Genomic DNA, 18,974 nt, shown 5'->3' on the forward strand with positions numbered 1-18,974 from the left:
ACTCTACGGTTTCTGAAACTTGCAGATTTTCGACAATCGGTTCTGGTTGAGAATAGTCGATCGACTCTACGGTTTCTGAAACTTGCAGATTTTCGACAATCGGTTCTGGTTGAGAATAGTCGATCGACTCTACGGTTTCTGAAACTTGCAGATTTTCGACAATCGGTTCTGGTTGAGAATAGTCGATCGACTCTACGGTTTCTGAAACTTGCAGATTTTCGACAATCGGTTCTGGTTGAGAATAGTCGATCGACTCTACGGTTTCTACAACTGGTTCGGATTCTGGTTGAGAATGCTCGATCGACTTTACTGTCTCGACAACTGGTTCTGGTTCTGGTTGAGAATGCTCGATCAACTCTACGGTTTCTGAAACTTCTCGATTTTCGACAATCGGTTCTGGTTGAGAAGGTTCTATCGGGAGTGTCTCACTTTTGGAAAAAATGTTTTTTACAAAAGTGAGCATCCTGCTTGCTTGTTTAGATATCTGTAGCGAGTAAGATGATCGGGTTCCTGTGACACCCAAACTGAGATGCTTCCCTTTTATCGGCTGTACGGTTTCTGCAACTGGTTCTAATTCTGGTTGAGGATGTTCTCTCAACTCTACGGTTTCTGCAACTGGTTCTAATTCTGGTTGAGGATGTTCTCTCAACTCTACGGTTTCTGCAACTGGTTCTAATTCTGGTTGAGAATCATAAAGCAACTCTTCAGTTTCTGCAACTGGTTCCGATGCTGAATGAGAATCATAGAGAGACTCTGGTTTATTTGAAACTGGGAGATTGTCCGCAATCGGTTGTGATTCCGATTGATGAGAATCTGCGATCGGTTGTGATTCCGATTGATGAGAATCCGCGATCGAATCTTGAATTTCTGTGGCTTCTTGCAGATTTCGATCAACCTCTGGTTCGCTGTGAACCAGATTTTCTTCCGGTTTCTTTTCAGCCGCTGTCAGCCTTAAAAACACATCTTCCAGAGTAGCGCGAGAGCGGCGCATTTCGCAGAGTCCAAATCCCGAGGCGATGATAGCTGTAGCAATTTCTCGTCCGGGTTCTCTTTCCTGTTCGCACAAGGCCCGCAGGCGGTAGCGACTCGCTAAAAATTCTTGGCTGGGAATCAATTCGATCGATCGAACTCCCGGCACATTTTCCAAAGAAGGCAACAGCAGACTGTTTACCAATTCCGCCTCGCCTTCAACTTCTAGTTCATAACCCTCTCCGACGGCCAACTCTCCCATCAAATTTTCGGGAGTACCCGCAGCGACGATTTTACCGCGATTGATGATGGTAACGCGGTTGCAAGTCATGCTGACTTCCGGCAGAATGTGCGTGGAAAGGATGATTGTATGCTGACCGGCAAGACTTTTGATTAAATTGCGGACTTCGATGATTTGTCGGGGATCGAGGCCGACGGTTGGTTCGTCTAAGATAATTACTGGGGGGTCGTGGACGATCGCCTGGGCGATACCAACGCGCTGCCGAAATCCTTTAGAAAGCTTGCGGATTAAAACTTTGCGTTTATCAACCAGGCCGCAGCGTTCGATCGCGGAGGTAACTCGTCGCGCGCGATCGCCCGCAGGTACTTGCTTAATCCTGGCCACAAAAAACAGAAACCCTTCCACAGTCATTTCTGGATAAAGCGGCGGGTTTTCCGGCAGATAGCCGATGCGCTGTCTGACGGCCATCGAGTTTTCGTGAACATCGAGGCCGGCGATGCGGGCCGTACCACTCGATGCCGGCAAATATCCCGACAAAATCCGCATGGTTGTGGTTTTGCCCGCGCCGTTGGGTCCCAAAAAACCGAGAATTTCTCCTGATTCGACCGAAAAAGACACGTCCGCGATCGCTGCGGTCGAACCGTAAGTTTTGCTTAAGTGTTCTACTTCAATCATTTGTCAGAAGTCACGCAATTTTAGGTTTTAGATTTTAGATTTACTTGGCCAACCACAGGCGGGACGCCTGTTCCACCAAGTTGAGAGTCCCGCCCGATCTGCGGGTCGATCAAATTTATGGGGAAATTTTTAATTTGATTTTGTCTTCCAGTGTAGTCTGGCAAGAACCAAATTTATCATAAGGGTCGATCGTACTGGGAAACTGGCGGCGAGTTTTGGGCTGCTGTTGTCTCGCTTCGGCTAAGGTTGAGACTGCTTTTGCTTGTTTGAGGATTTTAGTCGCTCGCTAAAAATTCAATCAGGGGTTGACAAAATGACCAACATCTAGTTTTAGACTTATCCAAATAATTCAACAAGTGCGATCGCATTCCAAATCAACCTAAATATAAAGGTAATTCTTTAAAGTCTTGAAGGTAGTGATATAATTATTTTCAAGCACAGACAAAAATGTTATTTAATTATTTCCAAGATCTATATTAGTCCGTAAGCAAATTGAAATATTTAAATTATGGTTTCGACTCAGCCTCCAGGCACACCTATTCAACTCATAGGAACTAAGCTATACTTCAGCAAAAGAACAGTGAGATTAGGAAACGCTGTGTATTTAATTCGTAACATTACCGGCTTTAGAGTTACTGAAGCTAATCGAAAAAAAGGAATAAAAAATAAAAAATTAGTGCCATTTGAGTTTATAGTTTTCATGTGTTTGGTGGGATTATTTTTTGTTATTAGAGAGATAGAAATAGCATGGGGTATAGGAATAATTATACTGATTATACTGGCTCTAATCTTTAATGAACTTGGACCCAAAACTTATGAGATTATCATAAGAGAGTATGTGCTTGAAGTATCTTTTACTTCGGGAGAGAAAGCAAACATTTTTCTCATAAATGAAAAAAATGTCGCCAGCGATGAAAATTTTTTGGATGAAGTGGTTTCAACATTATATAAAGTTTTAGATAGTAATGACGAAAGAACTTATGTAGTTAACATCGAAGATAAATCTATCAATATTCTTGACCAAAGTGGCTCCTCAATTGGTCTGGGCTATGCAGCAGGGGCTATTAGTGTTCGGGAAATAGGTGGTACAATAAATAATAGGCAACAATAGTTAGTAATTACTACGGAGATAGTATGCCCGAACCCAAAATCGATCTAAGTCAAGCGTCAATAGGTGTTGGATTCAGCACAAACGTTAATGCTCAGCAAATAGGTGGAACTATTCACAATAATTCACCTGAACAAAGGCAAAATTTAGCTGAGGCAGCAGCGGAAATTAAGAAACTGTTAGAGCAACTAGCGCAAGATTATCCAACGGAAACTCTAACTCAAAAAGCCGCTGTAGCAGAAGAAGCTCTTCAAATAATAGAAAGTAACCCTACTTTTAAACAGCGACTACTTAGTGCAATGGAAGGGATGGCTGTTGAAGCATTGATTCAATTGATCAATCATCCAGTCGCAAATATTATGCGTGAAGGAATAGAACGTTTTAGAGAACCAACTTAATCGCGTTATTAAAATAGCGATCGCTCCTATATTCCCGACGTATAATAGCGATCGCTGCACATTCGCTCCCCCTCTCAATTCCCCCTTTTCCAAATCTTGATTTCCCCCAACCAACCCGCACTAACAATAGTCTTACCGTCGCTGCTAATCGCCACAGCGCTAACGTAGCCAGAATGACCGCTCAAAGTACCTCTTAAATCGCCCGATCGCACATCCCAAAGTCTCACACTCTTATCCCAACTCCCACTAACCAAAGTAGTGCCATCCCGAGTGAAAGCCACCGACCAAACCCCGTCAGTATGCCCGCTTAAACGCCGAATTAACTGCCCGTTTCCGGCATTCCACAAACCGATTGTACCGTTGCTATTTCCCGCAGCTAAACTCTTGCCGTCGGGAGTAAAAGCTAGCGACAAAACAGACAAGTTTTTGCCGCTAATCGTGCGAATTGCTTGACCGCTAGCTAAATTCCACAACCTAATTGAACCGTCTTTGCTGCCGCTAGCTAAAGTTTTGTTTTCGGGACTAATTGCAACAGCATTCACCAAGCCAGAATGCCCCGTCAAAGTCCGCAGCAACTCTCCTGTTTTCGGGTTCCAAATCTTAATCGTTTTGTCCCAACTGCCACTGGCTACAAATTGACCATCAGGACTAACGGCAACGCTCGAAACTGCATTGGAATGCCCACTCAAAGTGCGTACAACCGCGCCAGTTTCTAAATTCCAAATTTTCACAGTTTTGTCGTCGCTGCCGCTAGCTAACACCTTGCCATCCGCACTCGCAGCCAGTGCGTTTACCGCTTCCGTGTGTCCTTGCAAGGTAGTTTTTAATTGCCCGCTGGGGAAATTCCAAACAGAGATTGTGCCGTTGCTATTTCCTGTAGTAAAATAAGCGGAAGCTAGGGCAAGGGAACTGACAACTTCTGAAGGCCCTTTGAGGGTATTTGTGGCAGCAAAGGCGATCGCACTTGCGGGAGGGCGTGACGCATTATTCGCCGGAGTTTTTGGGTTCCCGGCAGTAGGAGATTGGGGAACTACTGGCAGGGAAATAGTCGATCGCCATTTCATGAAAGTATTAATTTCTATCCCCGCCGCCACGATTTTATCAGAGTTGTCTTCTAATCTGACAATGCCGTTAATTGCCACAACTCGGCCTGCATCATCGAGTACCGGCCCGCCGCTCATACCCGCTCTCACTAAGTTGTTGTAGACCAAAGTATAGCCGTTCCAGGGAGTTTGGCGGCCGGTAAGCTGACCTTCCGTGGCGAGGAAAATCGGCTGTCTCAGAGAACCGCCGGATATCGGCCAGCCGGCCACATAAGCCTTGTTTCCCTTAGTTGCTGCGGAATTGGCTAATTGAGCCAGGGGGTAGCTTTGAGGGCTGCTGAAGGGTACGACGGCTAAATCCATCCCTGGCACTCGCCGCACGAGGCTATAGTATACAGAGTGAGCTTGACCGTCGGGAGTTACGACCTCGTAATCCCCGGCTTTATCGACAACGTGCCAGTTTGTGAGAATATAGTATGTGCTGCCTTGTTTCTCTAAAATTACTCCTGAACCGCCTTTTGGCCCCTGGATGCGAACCGTAATTTCTTGGGCAACGGTTTTAACTTTGTCGGCGGTTAATGCTAGGGCAATTTGAGGTGATGTGAGTGGGATGAGGGCGATCGAACTCAGGGCGATCGTAGCACTCAAAATAGCGGGAATTGTTCTGCTGTAGTTCATGATTGTGTCAATTTAACATACCCACCTATCAACGCACGGATCGGTTTTCCGGTTTGTGGCGCGTTGACGGTTGAGAATGGAAGAGCATTTGTGCAATCGAACTTTCGACATTCGCACAAGCCTACAAATATTTGACACAGCCCTCTGGCTAGCAGAAAAATTTAGAATCGGGAACCGCACCTAGACTCAACAATAGCAACTGGCTGATCTCTATTCTTTTCTCGGCAAATCAGAATTTGAGCCAAACGCTGCTCGGAATATGCCCCATTAGCCATCCAGCCGAGGGGTGCGCCTGCGATCGCGCCGACTGCTAAACCAGTGATGAGGCTCCAAATAAGATGCTTTCGGGCGATCGGCTGTTGTTCCATAAAAATTTATCCTAAACATTTACCGTTACCACAAATACCACAAATAAAAGTTAGTTTCTTCCTCCTATTTACTTATTTCCTAAGTAGTAAGCTGTTCATCATTTAAATTTTCGAGGCTATCTAAGCCAGTAAAGGATTTCAACCTCTGAAATACGCATTTTAAATGTGCAACAGCTTAACCCATTATTAACTATCATGTCCTTCACAGTCCGCTTAACACAATCTCATGCGGCAATAATCAAGTATGCAAAATTAACAAAACCGATGGCAAGAAATATATGGTATTTAGAAACTGGCAAAAAGAATTAACTGAGGAAAATCTCTGAGAGCAAATAGCAAAAGCCAAAGAAGCATGGAAAAACGCTGACGCTACAGAGCCCCGCGCCGAATCCGTTATTAGTCCGCGAAGGCGGACTTCGTTTTTGTAGTAGCGGTTTCAACCGCCGAGTAATTTCAAATCCCCGACTCCAATAAATCGGGGATTTCGCATTCAATTCTATGCCAAATCAAACAGCAAAATTTCCGCATCTGCCGTAGCTTCAATCGCCAATTCAGACTCGCCACTAACCGCTGCAGCGTCGCCATTTTCTAAAGTCAAACCGTTGACCAAAACCGAGCCGCGAGCAACTTGCAGCCAAGCATGGCGATTTGGCTGCAAAGCATGAGAAACCCGCGAGTCTTTATCCAAAACAGCCGCATACAAATCCACATCTTGATGCACTTTCACAGCACCATCTCTCACATTTCGTGCCGCCACTAAGCGCAGTTTGCCCCGCCTTTCTGCTAGGGGAAAATCCCGCTGCTCGTAACTGGGTGATAAGCCTTTTCTATCGGGTAAAAGCCAGATTTGCAGCAAATGAACAGGGTCTGTTTGCGAGTGATTGAACTCGCTGTGCTGGATTCCCGTACCTGCGGTCATCCGCTGCACTTCACCGGGTTTGATCACTGCACCAGTACCCAAACTGTCCTTGTGTTCTAATGCTCCTTCGAGTACATAAGTAATGATTTCCATGTCGCTGTGCCCGTGAGTGCCGAAACCTTTGCCGGGGCTAACTAAATCCTCATTAATTACCCGCAAAGAGCGAAAATTCATATAATTTGGATCGTAATAGCCCGCAAAAGAAAATGTGTGGTAACTGTCGAGCCAACCGTGATTAGCGTGTCCTCTTGCTTCACTTTTTCTAACGGTAATCATTTTCTGAATCCTCAGTGAAATTTATCGGGTATTTCTTTGATGTTTTTATTTTAAACCTAGTCAAGCTATTATGGATAGTACGCACTTAAAAGTGCGGTACTTACCAAAAAGATACTATGCAAGTCCAAGAAGTAAAGGTCGATCGAGCAAATTGCCCGGTAGAACGCACTCTAGAGGTGATTGGCGGGCGCTGGAAAGTCTTGATTCTGCGGGAGTTGTTTCCAGGAGTAAAGCGTTTTAACGAGCTGCAACGAGCTGTCAACGGCATTACTCAGAAGATGCTGACGCAGCAACTGCGGGAAATGGAGTCAGACGCGATCGTGCACCGGGAAATTTACCTGCAAGTGCCGCCAAAAGTTGAATATTCGCTAACGCCTTTGGGCGAAAGTCTCAAACCGATTATTAATGCCATGCACGAATGGGGAATTCAGCATATTAGCGAAGATGGAAAATGAGCGCTTTCTATATGGTTTTTTTCCGTCTTCCGACAGATTTCAAATTTTCAACCTAGTTCAACAATAATAATATGAACAACATAGAGCGTCTCGCCACCCTCAACCGCATCCGCAAACTCAGCCGCCTGATGGATACCGCCATTGGCATCCCCGGCACTAAATTTCGCATTGGTTTAGACCCCATTATCGGTTTAGTTCCGGGTGCTGGGGATATCGTAGATACCGCGTTTTCCGCCTACCTAATTTATTTAGCAACTCGATTCAACATTCCCCAAAAAACTCTAGGGAAAATGATTTACAATATCGGTCTAGAAGCCGTTGTGGGATCAGTACCTTTAGTCGGAGATATCTTCGATGCTTTTTATAAATCAAACATGAGAAATTTGGCGCTTTTAGAAGCACACCTCGAAGAAGCTGAACCAGAACTAGCCGCAGTTGCCGAACCGGTTCCTCAATCTATTAAATTGTAGGTACAGGTTTCACAAACAATAATTGTAAATAACCAACAATCTCTCAAACCCGCCCCATCAAACGAAAAATCACAATGTACATTTTCCGCATTCGCTCCAAATTTAATGTTGATGCGGGTTGTCTGTTGTGGGGAACGGGTCGATCTAGATTGTTGGTACTCGTCAGATATTATTCGTACAACCCGCCCTCACGAAATAATTAATGATGTCGTTTAACCGCTTCCACCAAAGCAATAACATCCGCTTCCAAAGTATTAAAAGCCGTTACCAGTCTAACAGTACATTCATCCCACCGATAAAACAGAAAGCCCTCACCTAAAACCGCTGTAATTACCGATTCGGGAAGTTGAATAAAAATCTCGTTTGCTTCAACCCGATGGCAAAACTTCGCTCCCTCAACTCCCGCCAAGCCTTTGGCTAATTTCGCTGCCATATTATTTGCATGAGCCGCATTTTTCAGCCACAAATTATCTGTTATATACGCTTCCAACTGTGCAGACAAAAACCGCATTTTCGAGAAAAGATGCCCGCTGCGCTTGCGGTAAAAATGGAAAGTCTTTGCTAATTCTCGATTAAAAAAAACCACAGCTTCCGCAGCCATCGCGCCGTTTTTTGTCGCTCCAAACGATAGAATATCTACACCAGCACGCCAAGTGACATCAGCAGGAGAACAGCCAAGACTGGCGACAGCATTGGCAAAGCGAGCTCCATCCATGTGCAGGTGCAAATTGCGATCGCGAACTACTTCCGAAATATGGGAAATTTCCGCTGGATTGTAGACTGTGCCGGCTTCCGTTGCTTGAGTGATGCTGACGGCTGCGGGCTGTACATGATGGACGATACCTGCACCAGCGCGATCGAGCATTTTTTCTAAAGTCTGTGCCTCTATTTTAGCATGATTTCCTGTTACTGTCACTAACTTTGCACCGCCTGTAAAAAACTCCGGCGCGCCGCATTCATCTAGATTAATATGAGATTCCGCGTGACAGTAAACAGCCCCGTAAGGAGGAGTCATAACCGCAAGGGCCAGAGCATTAGCAGCAGAACCAGTTGCTACAGGAAAAACAGTCACCGATGTCTCGAACAAATCCGAAAATTTAACTTGCAAACGCTTTGTATATTCATCATCTCCGTAAGACATCACAGCACCGCAATTAGCCGCTGCAATCGCTGCCATAATCTCCGGCGAAACCCCGGTTGTATTGTCGCTACAAAAATTCATTAGAATAATTGGTAAATAGAATCTATAATATAACTCAACACTCAACAGTCAACACTCAAGCATTAAAGCAAGAGGAAGAATTATGGCAGAATACCGCCAAATAGAATACCGCATCGGCAAAGACGGCAAAATTACCGAAACCGTCCTCAACGCCACCGGTTCTAGTTGCACCGAAACCACCGCCGGAATTGAAAAAGCTCTCGGAAAAGTAGAATCTCAAGACTTGCTGCCAGAATACTACGAAGGCGAAGAAAATTTGGTCGTTGAACAAACGCAGACTTTAAAACAAGTTTAGAAGAGTTAAAAATGTTTGAGATCCTCGGTGCAACAGTTGATGTAACAACACTGCCTGCCTTCAGCTTCGCGCTGGCTATCGGGGGCATTTTTCTAATTTTAGTCTACCTTTATGCTGCATCTGAGGCGGGAGATGCGATCGAGTTTAAGTACGATACAATTCTGCGGGAACGCATGAATCAGCTAGACATTCTCGATTGGCAAGACTTAGGGGAAAAAGCAGGCTTAAGTCGCTTTGGGGTGCGCTTAGTGCGGCAGGGAGACGTGGGAAAACTCACGCTAGACCAACTGAGGCGGCTGGCAACAGTGCTGAATTTGAATTTCCAAGAGTTCGATCGCACTTTGCTCGCGCTGCCAATATCGGCTACAATCACAACTAATCCCAGCGAAATAGAAGAATTGAGACAGCAGTGTTTCCGGCTGCGATCGGAATTGCAGCAGCAAAAAGCTCAACTAACTGCCGATTTTCGCCGCGCTACCTTTGAACAGTTGCAAACTTTGTTAACCAACTATCCCGCCGCCCGCAAAATGGCAGAAGCCAAGCCGGATATGCCCGCCAAAAATCTCTCAGCTTTGTTTACTCCCTTAGAAAATCTCTTGTCAAGTTGGGATTTTGAAACGATTGGTTCTGCGTGGGAACAAACTGCTTACAATCCACAGTTGCACCAGCCGGATGTTGAGGATATAACAGAAGGAGAATTAGTTTATATTCGATTTGTCGGCTATCGAGAGGGAGAGCGAATTCTTACTCCTGCTAAAGTTAGTCGTACCCTTCCAGCGGGAATGAAAAATTAAATTTAAAATTTTAAATCAACATGACTACAGTTGCCATTGACTTCGGCACCAGCAATACGGTTGTTTGCATTCTTAACCCGGATACGCAAACACCAGAAACTTTGAGATTGGGCGATATGTCCCGCATTTTCAAAACGAATAATTCGAGCGGAGAAGTTCGAGAAATCTCTGTAGTGCCGACTTTAGTTTTTGTGAAAAAACCGGGAGAGTTGGTGTTGGGAGAAAGAGTGCGATCGCAACGTTTGGGGCAATCCCAGCCCGACCGTTTTTTCAAAGCTTTTAAACGCAATTTAGCTGCTGACTTTCAGCCACCACCCCGCAATATCGAAGGCGAAACCTACACAGCCGAATCAGTAGCCGAACAGTTTATCACAAGTATTTGGAAACAATTATATTTACAAAACATACAGCCAGAAAAAGTAATTTTTACAGTCCCCGTTGGAGCATTTGAGCGATATTTAGATTGGTTTCGCGACTTAGGAGAAAGTTTGGGAGTTGCGGAAGTTCAGGTAATAGATGAATCCACAGCCGCCGCCCTGGGATATGCAGTAAAACGCCCCGGTTCTCTAGTTTTAGTAGTTGATTTTGGTGGCGGAACTTTAGATTTAAGTTTAGTCCGTACTGCTGTAACTTCCCCCTTATCCGCCCGAAGCTTGGGGGGGCTGGGGGGGGTGCGTGCCGAAGTGTTGGCAAAATCCGATGCTTATGTCGGCGGCGAAGATATTGATATCTGGATTGTCGAAGATTATTTGCGGCAAATTGGTTCGTCGCGCGCAGAAGTCGGCCCAGTTGGCTGGCAAAACTTATTAGAAATAGCGGAAAAATTAAAACTTCAACTTTCTCAACTTAATGAGGCGAAGGAAAGCTGGTTTGACGATGAAAATTTTATGTCTTACGACTTGCAGCTAAACCGAGACAAGCTTGAGGAAATTCTGGAATCTAGGCAGTTGTTAGAACAGTTGCGGGAAAGTTTAGATGAAGTGCTGAGTATTGCACTGGGAAAAGGTATCGGCAAAGCAGATATAGAACAGGTTTTGCTGGTAGGAGGAACTTCTCTAATTCCGGCTGTATCTAATTTAGTGGTTTCGTATTTTGGGCGACCAAAAGTCCAAAGAGATAAGCCTTTTGAAGCAGTGGCACACGGTGCTTTAGCGTTGACACAATTGGTAAGTGTTGACGATTATTTGCGCCACAGCTATGCAATTCGCCTCTGGGAACCTTATGCTAAAGCTTATGCTTATTCGCCGATATTTAGCAAGGAAATGAAGTATCCCTGTCAAAGTTCCGAAGAGTTGACACTGCAAGTGGCAATTGAAGGGCAAAGGGAAATTCGGTTAGATATTGGGGAAGTTGCGGAGGTATCGCAAGCGGAGGTTATTTTTAACGAAAAAGGGCAAATGACGAGCAGTTGGCTCAACAAACAGACGGATTTTCGCTCTTTGGACAGCCACCACCAGCAGGTTTGTGTGGCGCATTTGAACCCACCTGGGGTATTGGGAATTGACAGGGTTTCGGTGAGTTTTGAGGTGGATGAGAGGCGGGTTTTGTTGGCGACGGTGCGGGATTTGGTGACTGGTAAGGTGTTGGTGGAAAAAGGGGCGATCGCCAAACTGCAATAATGGTAAAATTTTTAGATAACATTCGGATATTGAAATCAGGGCAACCACGGGGGGATGGCCCCTACTGTGCAAACTTTTGTCCTAGCTAAGAGGGACTGAAGAATATTGATTTAAATCAAGTTTATGCCGCCATGAAAAAGCAACAAAATAAATTCAGCCACCTGACGGCAATCGAAAGAATTTATCTGTCATTTCCGGCAAGATTTTTATTGGATAAAAACTTGCTCCAAGGCAAAGTCTTAGATTTTGGGTGCGGCTTGGGCAGCGATGTTAGATTGTTGCAGCAAAAAGGCTTGGATATTACGGGTTATGACCCTTATTATTTCCCAGAATTCCCCGAAGATAAATTCGACACAATCATTTGCTTTTATGTTTTGAATGTTTTGTTTCCTGAAGAACAAGCTAATGTTCTGATGGAAGTGTCGCACCTGTTGAAACCGGGAGGGCAGGCGTATTTTGCGGTGAGAAGGGATATCAAAAAAGAAGGCTTTCGAGAACATTACGTGCACAAAAAACCTACATATCAGTGCATTGTCAAACTTCCATTTAAGTCAAGTCACCTAGATGAGTCTTGCGAAATTTATAAATACGTGCATTACAACCATCAAAGAAATTCTACTAATAACTGCATATTCTGCAATCCGTATAAAAACCTAATTTTGCTCACTGAATCGGCAACAGCTTATGCGATGTTTGACGGTTATCCCGCCAGCAAAGGTCATGTTTTAATCATCCCCAAGCGTCACGTTGCTAATTATTTTGAACTGCCGTTTCGAGAGCAATCGGCTTGCTGGTTTATGGCTAATAAGGTGCAAGAGATGTTAAGTAAAGAGTTTCAGCCAGACGGTTTTAATGTGGGAATCAATATTAATAAACAGGCTGGTCAAAGTCGCAGTCACGCTGCTATTCATGTTATCCCCCGTTACAATGGAGATGCGGCGGGGAATAAAGGCGGAATTAGATATGTGATTCCTAAGAGTGAAAAATAAAAGTTAGCCAATTGTGAAAGGAATTCTTTTTTACCGCAGAGGCGCAGAGAACACAGAGGAATAGAGAAGAGAGGAATTCATAATTTTTGTAAGGATTTTTATATTTGAGCAAACGGCGACCAAAATAAGGTTAAAATGTGTTTGCCAAGTCTAAAACTACACATTAGCAACAATTTGGTGTTCTGTTTATGTCTAAGCGCAAAAAGCAAGAATGGCTCAAGGAAACTCTAGAGCTCAAAGAAGACCACAATTGGAAGTCAAAGCCTGGAACTCGAATTTTTGTTGCAGGAAGAGGTGCAGTCCGCTTTGATGTCCCGGAAGATTGGCATTTTGAACCGGATACTAAGTCGTTCCGATTTACGGATAAAAAGCCGCCGGATGATGATTGTTGTTTGGAGGTTTCGTTTAATTTGCTACCACCTGGTAACTGGGCTGATTTTCCGCTGGTGCCGCTATTACAGAAGGTGGTTGAAGATGATACCAGAAATCCGATCGCTCCTGGGGACATTATCCAACTGAAGCGGCAAACTGCTCGGATTGTTTGGACTGAATTTAAGTTTATCGACCCTCCAGAGCAGCGGGAAGCTTATTCGCGAATCTGTATTGGATTGGGTTCTAATGTTCAGTGTTTGATTACTTTTGATTACTGGGTTGACGATGCTGAACGTTTGACTCCTGTCTGGGATACGGTGATGGATTCGTTAGTTTTGGGTTTGTTTATTAGCGACCCTCGAACGGGGTTCGCACGTCCAGACTAGACAGATTTTCTGGGAAACTTTCAACCACTAATTTTGCTAAGTGTTGAATTGGCAAGCCATCGGCCAGTAAATTTAGAACCTACATTAAACTTTACAACCGCTTTGCCATGAAAATATCTGGCTTGCCAATTCCGTTGGCGTCGGGCATCACTCCCACGATCGCAAAACCCATTTTTTGATAAAATTCGTAGGGATGACCGCGCAAATTTCTAATTTTAGCGACGTGTTCCCAAACATTGGGGTAAAGATTGATGCCTGAAAGTGTTGTTTGATTGTCTTCGTCGTCGGTTCCCACCCACAGCACGAGTCCTCCCCGGCTTTTAGCTTCGGCGGCTAAATCAGCTACGAGCGATCGCCCAATTCCTTGTCCGCGAAATTCTGTTCTCACTACCAGCGGGTGCAGTTCCCAAACATTACCATCATACTGTCTAATCCCGCCAATCCATCCCAAAACTTGACCGTTTTCGGCGACAGCAATTCGACTGATGCGATCGCCTCCAAAAGATGCTTGCACTTCTTGCAAAGCAGATTTTAGATCGGGCCAAGCATCGGGCTAATGCTCTTTAAAACCTTCAACTATTAATCTAGCTACCTGTTGAATTTTTGGCTCGTCAACCGCACGCAAATCTATAATTTGTACGTTCATGAATTTACATACTAAATCAAGGATTACGGACTAATACGCTCACAAACCGGATTTTATAACCGGGAAATTGCAAAAACGAAGTAAGTCCTGACTTCGATAGCCCGTTAGCGTTAGCTTGCGCTATCTCTTATGAAAGCTTGCAGAAGACGATCGCCAATTCCCCGAAAAATACTAACACAAATACAGTAAAATTATCCCACCATCCGGCATCAACCAACCTGCTAACGCCATGCTTTGCGATTACCTAGTACAAATCCTCACCGCCCGCGTCTACGATGTTGCACAAGAAACAGCCCTAGAAGTAGCCCCGAATCTATCAGCACGGCTCAACAATAAACTTTTGCTAAAGCGAGAGGATATGCAGTCGGTGTTTTCCTTCAAGCTGCGGGGTGCGTACAACAAAATGGCGCAACTGTCGCCGGATTTGCTAGCACAAGGTGTCATTGCAGCTTCGGCCGGCAACCACGCCCAAGGAGTCGCCCTCGCCGCCCGTCACCTGGGAACTCGCGCGATTATAGTCATGCCCGTAACGACGCCGCAGGTGAAGGTAAATGCGGTGATAGCCCGTGGTGGAGAGGTAGTCTTGCATGGGGATGCTTACGATGATGCTTACGCTTTTGCGCGTCAATTAGAGGCGGAAAAAGGTATGACTTTTATTCACCCTTTTGATGACCCCTACGTGATTGCTGGACAAGGTACGATCGGCATGGAAATTCTGCGGCAACATCAAAAACCAATTCACGCGATTTTTGTAGCAATTGGTGGTGGGGGATTGATTTCGGGAATTGCAGCTTATATTAAGCGGTTGCGGCCGGAAATTAAGATTATTGGTGTTGAACCTGTGGATTCCGATGCCATGAATCAATCGCTGAAAGCGGGTAAACGGGTGCGTTTGTCGCAGGTGGGTTTATTTGCTGACGGCGTTGCTGTGCGGGAAGTGGGGGAGGAAACTTTTCGCTTGTGCCAGGAATATGTGGATGAGATTATTTTGGTGCATACGGATGATGTTTGCGCGGCGATTAAGGATGTTTTTGAAGATACGCGATCGATCTTAGAACCTGCTGGCGCTTTGGCGATCGCAGGTGCAAAAGCTTACGTGGAACGGGAACAAATCGCAGGAGAAACATTAATTGCTGTTGCTTGCGGCGCGAACATGAATTTCGATCGGCTGCGTTTTGTAGCAGAAAGAGCCGAGTTTGGCGAACGCCGCGAAGCCATTTTTGCAGTCACAATTCCCGAACAACCGGGAAGTCTCCGCAGGTTTTGCGAATGTCTGGGCAAACGCAATTTAACTGAATTTAGCTATCGAATTGCGGATGAGAAAGAGGCACATATTTTTATCGGTGTACAAATTCAAAACCGTGCCGATGCGGTGAAGATAGCCGCAAGTTTTGAAGATTGTGGCTTCAAAACTTTGGATTTAACTGATGATGAATTAACGAAATTGCACGTGCGGCATATGGTGGGCGGGCGTTCGATGCTGGCGAATCATGAATTGTTTTATCGCTTTGAATTTCCCGAACGTCCGGGTGCGTTGATGAAGTTTGTCGGTTCGATGAGCCCTAACTGGAATATCAGCGTTTTTCACTATCGAAATAATGGCGCAGATTACGGGCGAATTGTGGTGGGAATTCAAGTACCGCCCGATGAGATGCAGGAATGGCAGGCTTTTTTGGATACGCTGGGCTATCAGTATGGGGATGAGAGTCAAAATCCGGCGTATAAGTTGTTTTTAAGATAGTTTGGTTTGTGGTCTAGAAACCAATTAATATTTATGAATGCGATCAAAAAAATATTGCCGTTTTTTTTGATGATTTTTGCTGTTGCGGTTGTGGCAGCAGTTGCACATTTTTCGATCGAACAACTTTCCAGCCCAGTCAGTTATTTTCAACCTGTGGATACCAGAGACGGTGCAGAGTTGTACAAAAAAGAACTACCCAACGGAAATCTGGCTTATTTGCAAGTTATTAACGTCCAAAAAATGCAAATAGATCAGCTAATTGGAGAGGTCGATCGGATGGCTTTCAATCAAGGATTGTATTATCAGGGAGAAAACAAATATTACAGTCCTTTCTTTAAGAGCAAGTTATTCTCGGAAGTTACAGGAGAATACAAAAAACTTTACGGTAACGATGTTTTTTCCGTGATTAACTGTTCTTTTTTTGAACAATACCAACGCAGCACGCAGCTATCTTTTCCTATCAAATTCAACGGTCAAGTTATTACTGGCGGTAACGGCCTCTACGGCCCCGTCAAGAAACCTAAAGATGGGCAGTATAAAAATGTTCGATTGAAAGCTTTGGTCTGGAACGATCGAGAAGCATATATCACAAATTACGAACCGCAAACCGGAAAGCCATTGAATCAAAAAGAAGTACAAAATGCAGTTGTCACTTACGAATACAAGCACCATCCAGCTAAACTCATATCTAAAAATCCCGCAAATAGGTATCACGTCATCGGTACGCTGGACAAAGATGGTCGCAAGGGTAATGAATTGCTGGCAATTATCACAGTTAATGAAGCGACATTAGATGCAGCAGCTAAGTTAATGCGAGAATTCGGAGTGAAAGGAGATATCGTGACGATCGACGGCGGACTCTCAACTTATCTATTCAATCCTAAAATCGGGGAGATTATGTTGCCTCAATCAAATAATATTGCCACTCGGGAACTGCCACACTATTTAGGATTTAGGAATAGAAAATCTCAGATACCTTCACCAAAAATATTAGTGGCTAAACCAGCAGTCCAAGTGCAGGTGGAAGCAAATAAACCTTATTTGATTTTGTGGAGGGACAATATTCAGGATGAGGTCAAGATTGAGCTGTATCAAGAGAATAAGTTGGTTGAAACGATAGCCAACCGCGCGACTAGCGATGGGGTTTATGAATGGAAACCTAAGATTGCTGTAAAATCAGGGTCTTTGATTCGGATTTCAAGTGTTAAAAATGCCAAGGTGTCTGGGGCTTTGCAGTTGTGATTGTTGTTGGCAAAGAAATCTCATTGCGATCGCAAATTCCGCACATCCTCTATACTGAGTCCGGTTGTTTGACTTATAGTTGCATCATCCAGGCGATCGCGCGGCCGTATGATATTCCTTACGTTGAAACGATTTGGTAGTTGCGGGCGATCCCACGATTCCCAAACATCAGGTTTAGGAAATGCGATCGCCCTACTCGTCAGTAGCCTCAATTCTTCTGCAACCATTTTGTCAGCACGCGCATCCACTGGCCCGTATTCGGTGCACGCTGCAAGTCGCTCCAGTCTGCCATTTGGGCAAAACCTAGTCGCACCAGCCAATTTACTACGGCGGTTATGCCTTGGCGGGAGCCAACAACCATGATACGCAAGGGTTCCCGGTTTTCTCGATTGTCCGTGGGATCTGCGTCTTGTTGGGTGTCGTTGGGCGGTTCGATTGGAAAGTCTTTAGCCATTGGGAAGTCCTCATCTTCAAAATCAACTAATCACTACATATTGTGTAGTTACTACCAATCAGATCGCAATCACTACACATATGTAGTGATTTACGGTTGGGGCATCCCTTGGCCTCATGGGGTGCATGGGAAAAGCTGGTCGAGTTTTGAGAGATGTGCTCAACACCTATGGCATTAGCCAAAACAAATTGGCGATCGCAATGGGTGTGCGAAGTTCTGTTGTCTATCGTTGGTTTAATGAGTTGATAGATCCAACTGGAGACTCGCTTGTGAAGATAGTTGTGGCGTTAAAGTTGCTCGATATAGATGCAGCACGGGAGTTTGTGCAGCGCTATTTGGGTGAGATTTTGGAGGATGAGGGTGAGGGTGAGGTCGATCGATCTACAAACACAGAATAGACTTATTGTTCAGAAGGTCGATCGAACTTGACGTGCGATCGTCCGTGAGTGCCGAGATTTTTAAGCTCGGAAAATGCCCATCAAAATACCAGCACATTTGAAGATTCAAATAGTGAGAATAAGGCGAATGAATTTGATACTATCAATGAATAAAAGTGGTAGGGTGCGTCAGATTGTTCCCATGCAATAGGGGAGAAAATGTCAGGATCCAGAGCACCCTACTACTGACAAATCATTAGCATGGAAAGAGGAATTTTCGTCTGTGGATGTATCGGTTCCTCGAATTCACATAATTTCCAGCCAGCTTCTGACAGTTGTTGAAACCACGAACTAACTGTGCGAAAATACCACGGCATCGGCTCTCGAAAATCGCCGCCAAAATTGTCGAAAGTCTCGGTTTTCCATCCATCAATATATGGCTGTTGCTGACACGCTGTGAATGGATGAACCGTCTGGATTAACAAATGTCCGTCTGAGACTATTGCTTGACGTAACGATCGCAATAAATCTCCAATTTCTTCACCAAGTAGCGAAAAATTGCACACAATTCCATCGTAGGATTGACCGAGTCTCGCCGGATCTGCAATAATCTCATCGTACCCGATCGCCCGAAAACAACCATTTCCTTTTTCACAAGCGCGATCAACCAAAGCACGGGAACCATCAACTCCAACCACCTGTACACCGCGATTTGCTAAGGCCCGCGCCAGCCAACCTTCACCGCATCCGACATCGAGAACTCGCCGAGGCTCGCAGCGGAGCACTGCTTGCAGAATAGCCTCGTCCGTTGCTGCGCGGCGACTTTCGATCTGGTTTTGGTCGATCGCCTGTGTCCATGCGTCGGCATTTGCCTCCCAACTTTGTTGAATTTGTTGCTCTCGGGTCCATGTTACCGTCATTCTTTTTGCTATTTGTGTTTGCTTAAGTGTAAAATTGGCGATCGAGTAACCCACCGTATAAATCCTAATGGTATATTATGTGATACACCTTCATAATTGTGTTCTTAAATCAGGCGATCGAACAGAAGGCTGCCTGAGCAGCTAATTTTTCGCATTCGATTTGGACAATCGTGAATTTCCTTTGAATCTGGATTTTTATTAATTGAAGATTTAATCTGTGTTTTTTTCTTGGGAATGGTGATATAGCGATCGCAAATGAATTGTAAATCACACATCATGTATAATAATGAGGACGTAAATCTCAGTAGGAGTTGAGA

General features: G+C 44.8%; 21 protein-coding genes and 1 pseudogene. 12 read left to right on the forward strand and 10 right to left on the reverse strand.

Annotation, left to right across the window (positions count from 1 at the left end):
- Positions 1–934 precede the first annotated feature (934 nt).
- A pseudogene (locus tag QUA40_RS22490) lies at positions 935–1,885 on the reverse strand (ABC transporter ATP-binding protein); the annotation flags it as partial.
- A gap of 508 nt (positions 1,886–2,393) precedes the next feature.
- Between QUA40_RS22490 and QUA40_RS22495 the strand changes: the two are divergent.
- Together QUA40_RS22495 and QUA40_RS22500 are read left to right on the forward strand one after the other, a co-directional pair.
- Positions 2,394–2,996 (forward strand): hypothetical protein, encoded by a 603-nt coding sequence (locus QUA40_RS22495; protein WP_333129952.1) that lies wholly within the window; start codon positions 2,394–2,396, stop codon positions 2,994–2,996.
- A 23-nt stretch (positions 2,997–3,019) separates the two neighbouring features.
- Complete coding sequence (locus tag QUA40_RS22500; RefSeq protein ID WP_333129955.1) at positions 3,020–3,391, forward strand: hypothetical protein; 372 nt, start codon at positions 3,020–3,022, stop codon at positions 3,389–3,391.
- Between the two features lie 74 nt (positions 3,392–3,465).
- On the opposite strand, the gene QUA40_RS22505 is transcribed toward QUA40_RS22500, so the two are convergent.
- From QUA40_RS22505 to QUA40_RS22515, 3 genes are all read right to left on the reverse strand, one after another.
- Positions 3,466–5,112 (reverse strand): WD40 domain-containing protein, encoded by a 1,647-nt coding sequence (locus QUA40_RS22505; protein ID WP_333129958.1) that lies wholly within the window; start codon positions 5,110–5,112, stop codon positions 3,466–3,468.
- Positions 5,113–5,273: 161 nt separating this feature from the next.
- Positions 5,274–5,480 carry a hypothetical protein gene (locus tag QUA40_RS22510; protein WP_333129961.1) on the reverse strand — a complete coding sequence of 69 codons (207 nt, stop codon included), beginning with the start codon at positions 5,478–5,480 and terminating at the stop codon, positions 5,274–5,276.
- A 496-nt stretch (positions 5,481–5,976) separates the two neighbouring features.
- Positions 5,977–6,675, reverse strand: a complete 699-nt coding sequence (locus tag QUA40_RS22515; RefSeq protein WP_333129963.1) for a pirin family protein — start codon at positions 6,673–6,675, stop codon at positions 5,977–5,979.
- 116 nt (positions 6,676–6,791) lie between these two features.
- Here QUA40_RS22515 and QUA40_RS22520 point away from each other — a divergent pair, with 116 nt between their 5' ends.
- Positions 6,792–7,130 carry a helix-turn-helix domain-containing protein gene (locus QUA40_RS22520; protein WP_333129966.1) on the forward strand — a complete coding sequence of 113 codons (339 nt, stop codon included), beginning with the start codon at positions 6,792–6,794 and terminating at the stop codon, positions 7,128–7,130.
- Between the two features lie 71 nt (positions 7,131–7,201).
- Positions 7,202–7,600, forward strand: a complete 399-nt coding sequence (locus tag QUA40_RS22525) for a DUF4112 domain-containing protein (RefSeq protein ID WP_190737102.1) — start codon at positions 7,202–7,204, stop codon at positions 7,598–7,600.
- 199 nt (positions 7,601–7,799) lie between these two features.
- Here QUA40_RS22525 and QUA40_RS22530 read toward each other — a convergent pair whose 3' ends face one another.
- The gene (locus QUA40_RS22530) at positions 7,800–8,822 is read right to left on the reverse strand and encodes a low specificity L-threonine aldolase (RefSeq protein ID WP_333129968.1); all 1,023 of its coding nucleotides are present in this window, start codon (positions 8,820–8,822) and stop codon (positions 7,800–7,802) included.
- Positions 8,823–8,904: 82 nt separating this feature from the next.
- On the opposite strand from QUA40_RS22530, the gene QUA40_RS22535 reads away from it, so the two are divergent.
- The 5 genes from QUA40_RS22535 (at position 8,905) to QUA40_RS22555 (ending at position 13,277) form a co-directional block, all read left to right on the forward strand.
- Entirely contained in the window at positions 8,905–9,117 is a 213-nt protein-coding gene (locus QUA40_RS22535) for a DUF2997 domain-containing protein (RefSeq protein WP_333129970.1), read from the forward strand.
- A gap of 11 nt (positions 9,118–9,128) precedes the next feature.
- Positions 9,129–9,911 (forward strand): XRE family transcriptional regulator, encoded by a 783-nt coding sequence (locus QUA40_RS22540; protein WP_333129972.1) that lies wholly within the window; start codon positions 9,129–9,131, stop codon positions 9,909–9,911.
- A gap of 20 nt (positions 9,912–9,931) precedes the next feature.
- Positions 9,932–11,530 carry an Hsp70 family protein gene (locus QUA40_RS22545; RefSeq protein WP_333129975.1) on the forward strand — a complete coding sequence of 533 codons (1,599 nt, stop codon included), beginning with the start codon at positions 9,932–9,934 and terminating at the stop codon, positions 11,528–11,530.
- A gap of 131 nt (positions 11,531–11,661) precedes the next feature.
- Complete coding sequence (locus QUA40_RS22550) at positions 11,662–12,519, forward strand: bifunctional class I SAM-dependent methyltransferase/HIT family protein (protein WP_333129977.1); 858 nt, start codon at positions 11,662–11,664, stop codon at positions 12,517–12,519.
- A 188-nt stretch (positions 12,520–12,707) separates the two neighbouring features.
- Positions 12,708–13,277, forward strand: coding sequence for a hypothetical protein (locus QUA40_RS22555; RefSeq protein WP_333124450.1), 570 nt, complete (start codon positions 12,708–12,710; stop codon positions 13,275–13,277).
- Between the two features lie 91 nt (positions 13,278–13,368).
- Here QUA40_RS22555 and QUA40_RS22560 read toward each other — a convergent pair whose 3' ends face one another.
- Entirely contained in the window at positions 13,369–13,791 is a 423-nt protein-coding gene (locus tag QUA40_RS22560) for a GNAT family N-acetyltransferase (protein WP_333129992.1), read from the reverse strand.
- A gap of 340 nt (positions 13,792–14,131) precedes the next feature.
- Here QUA40_RS22560 and ilvA point away from each other — a divergent pair, with 340 nt between their 5' ends.
- Positions 14,132–15,664 (forward strand): threonine ammonia-lyase, biosynthetic, encoded by a 1,533-nt coding sequence (gene ilvA, locus QUA40_RS22565; protein WP_333129994.1) that lies wholly within the window; start codon positions 14,132–14,134, stop codon positions 15,662–15,664.
- A 33-nt stretch (positions 15,665–15,697) separates the two neighbouring features.
- Positions 15,698–16,906: a hypothetical protein gene (locus QUA40_RS22570; RefSeq protein ID WP_333129979.1), complete on the forward strand. Its 1,209-nt coding sequence runs from the start codon at positions 15,698–15,700 to the stop codon at positions 16,904–16,906.
- 20 nt (positions 16,907–16,926) lie between these two features.
- On the opposite strand, the gene QUA40_RS22575 is transcribed toward QUA40_RS22570, so the two are convergent.
- Together QUA40_RS22575 and QUA40_RS22580 are read right to left on the reverse strand one after the other, a co-directional pair.
- Positions 16,927–17,133 (reverse strand): hypothetical protein, encoded by a 207-nt coding sequence (locus QUA40_RS22575; RefSeq protein ID WP_333129981.1) that lies wholly within the window; start codon positions 17,131–17,133, stop codon positions 16,927–16,929.
- A complete protein-coding gene (locus tag QUA40_RS22580) occupies positions 17,115–17,360 on the reverse strand; it encodes a hypothetical protein (protein WP_333129983.1) in 246 nt (81 codons plus the stop codon). Before QUA40_RS22580 ends, QUA40_RS22575 begins: the two co-directional genes overlap by 19 nt.
- Before the next feature lie 125 nt (positions 17,361–17,485).
- Between QUA40_RS22580 and QUA40_RS22585 the strand changes: the two genes are divergently transcribed.
- Positions 17,486–17,758: a helix-turn-helix transcriptional regulator gene (locus QUA40_RS22585; protein ID WP_333129986.1), complete on the forward strand. Its 273-nt coding sequence runs from the start codon at positions 17,486–17,488 to the stop codon at positions 17,756–17,758.
- 221 nt (positions 17,759–17,979) lie between these two features.
- Here the strand turns inward: QUA40_RS22585 and QUA40_RS22590 are convergent, their stop codons facing one another.
- Positions 17,980–18,657, reverse strand: coding sequence for a class I SAM-dependent methyltransferase (locus tag QUA40_RS22590; RefSeq protein ID WP_333129988.1), 678 nt, complete (start codon positions 18,655–18,657; stop codon positions 17,980–17,982).
- A gap of 104 nt (positions 18,658–18,761) precedes the next feature.
- The coding region (locus tag QUA40_RS22595) for a hypothetical protein (RefSeq protein ID WP_333129990.1) at positions 18,762–18,974 on the reverse strand (213 nt) is incomplete at its 5' end.

This window comes from Microcoleus sp. Pol11C3 (assembly GCF_036701485.1).
In the GTDB taxonomy this organism is placed as follows: domain Bacteria; phylum Cyanobacteriota; class Cyanobacteriia; order Cyanobacteriales; family Microcoleaceae; genus Microcoleus.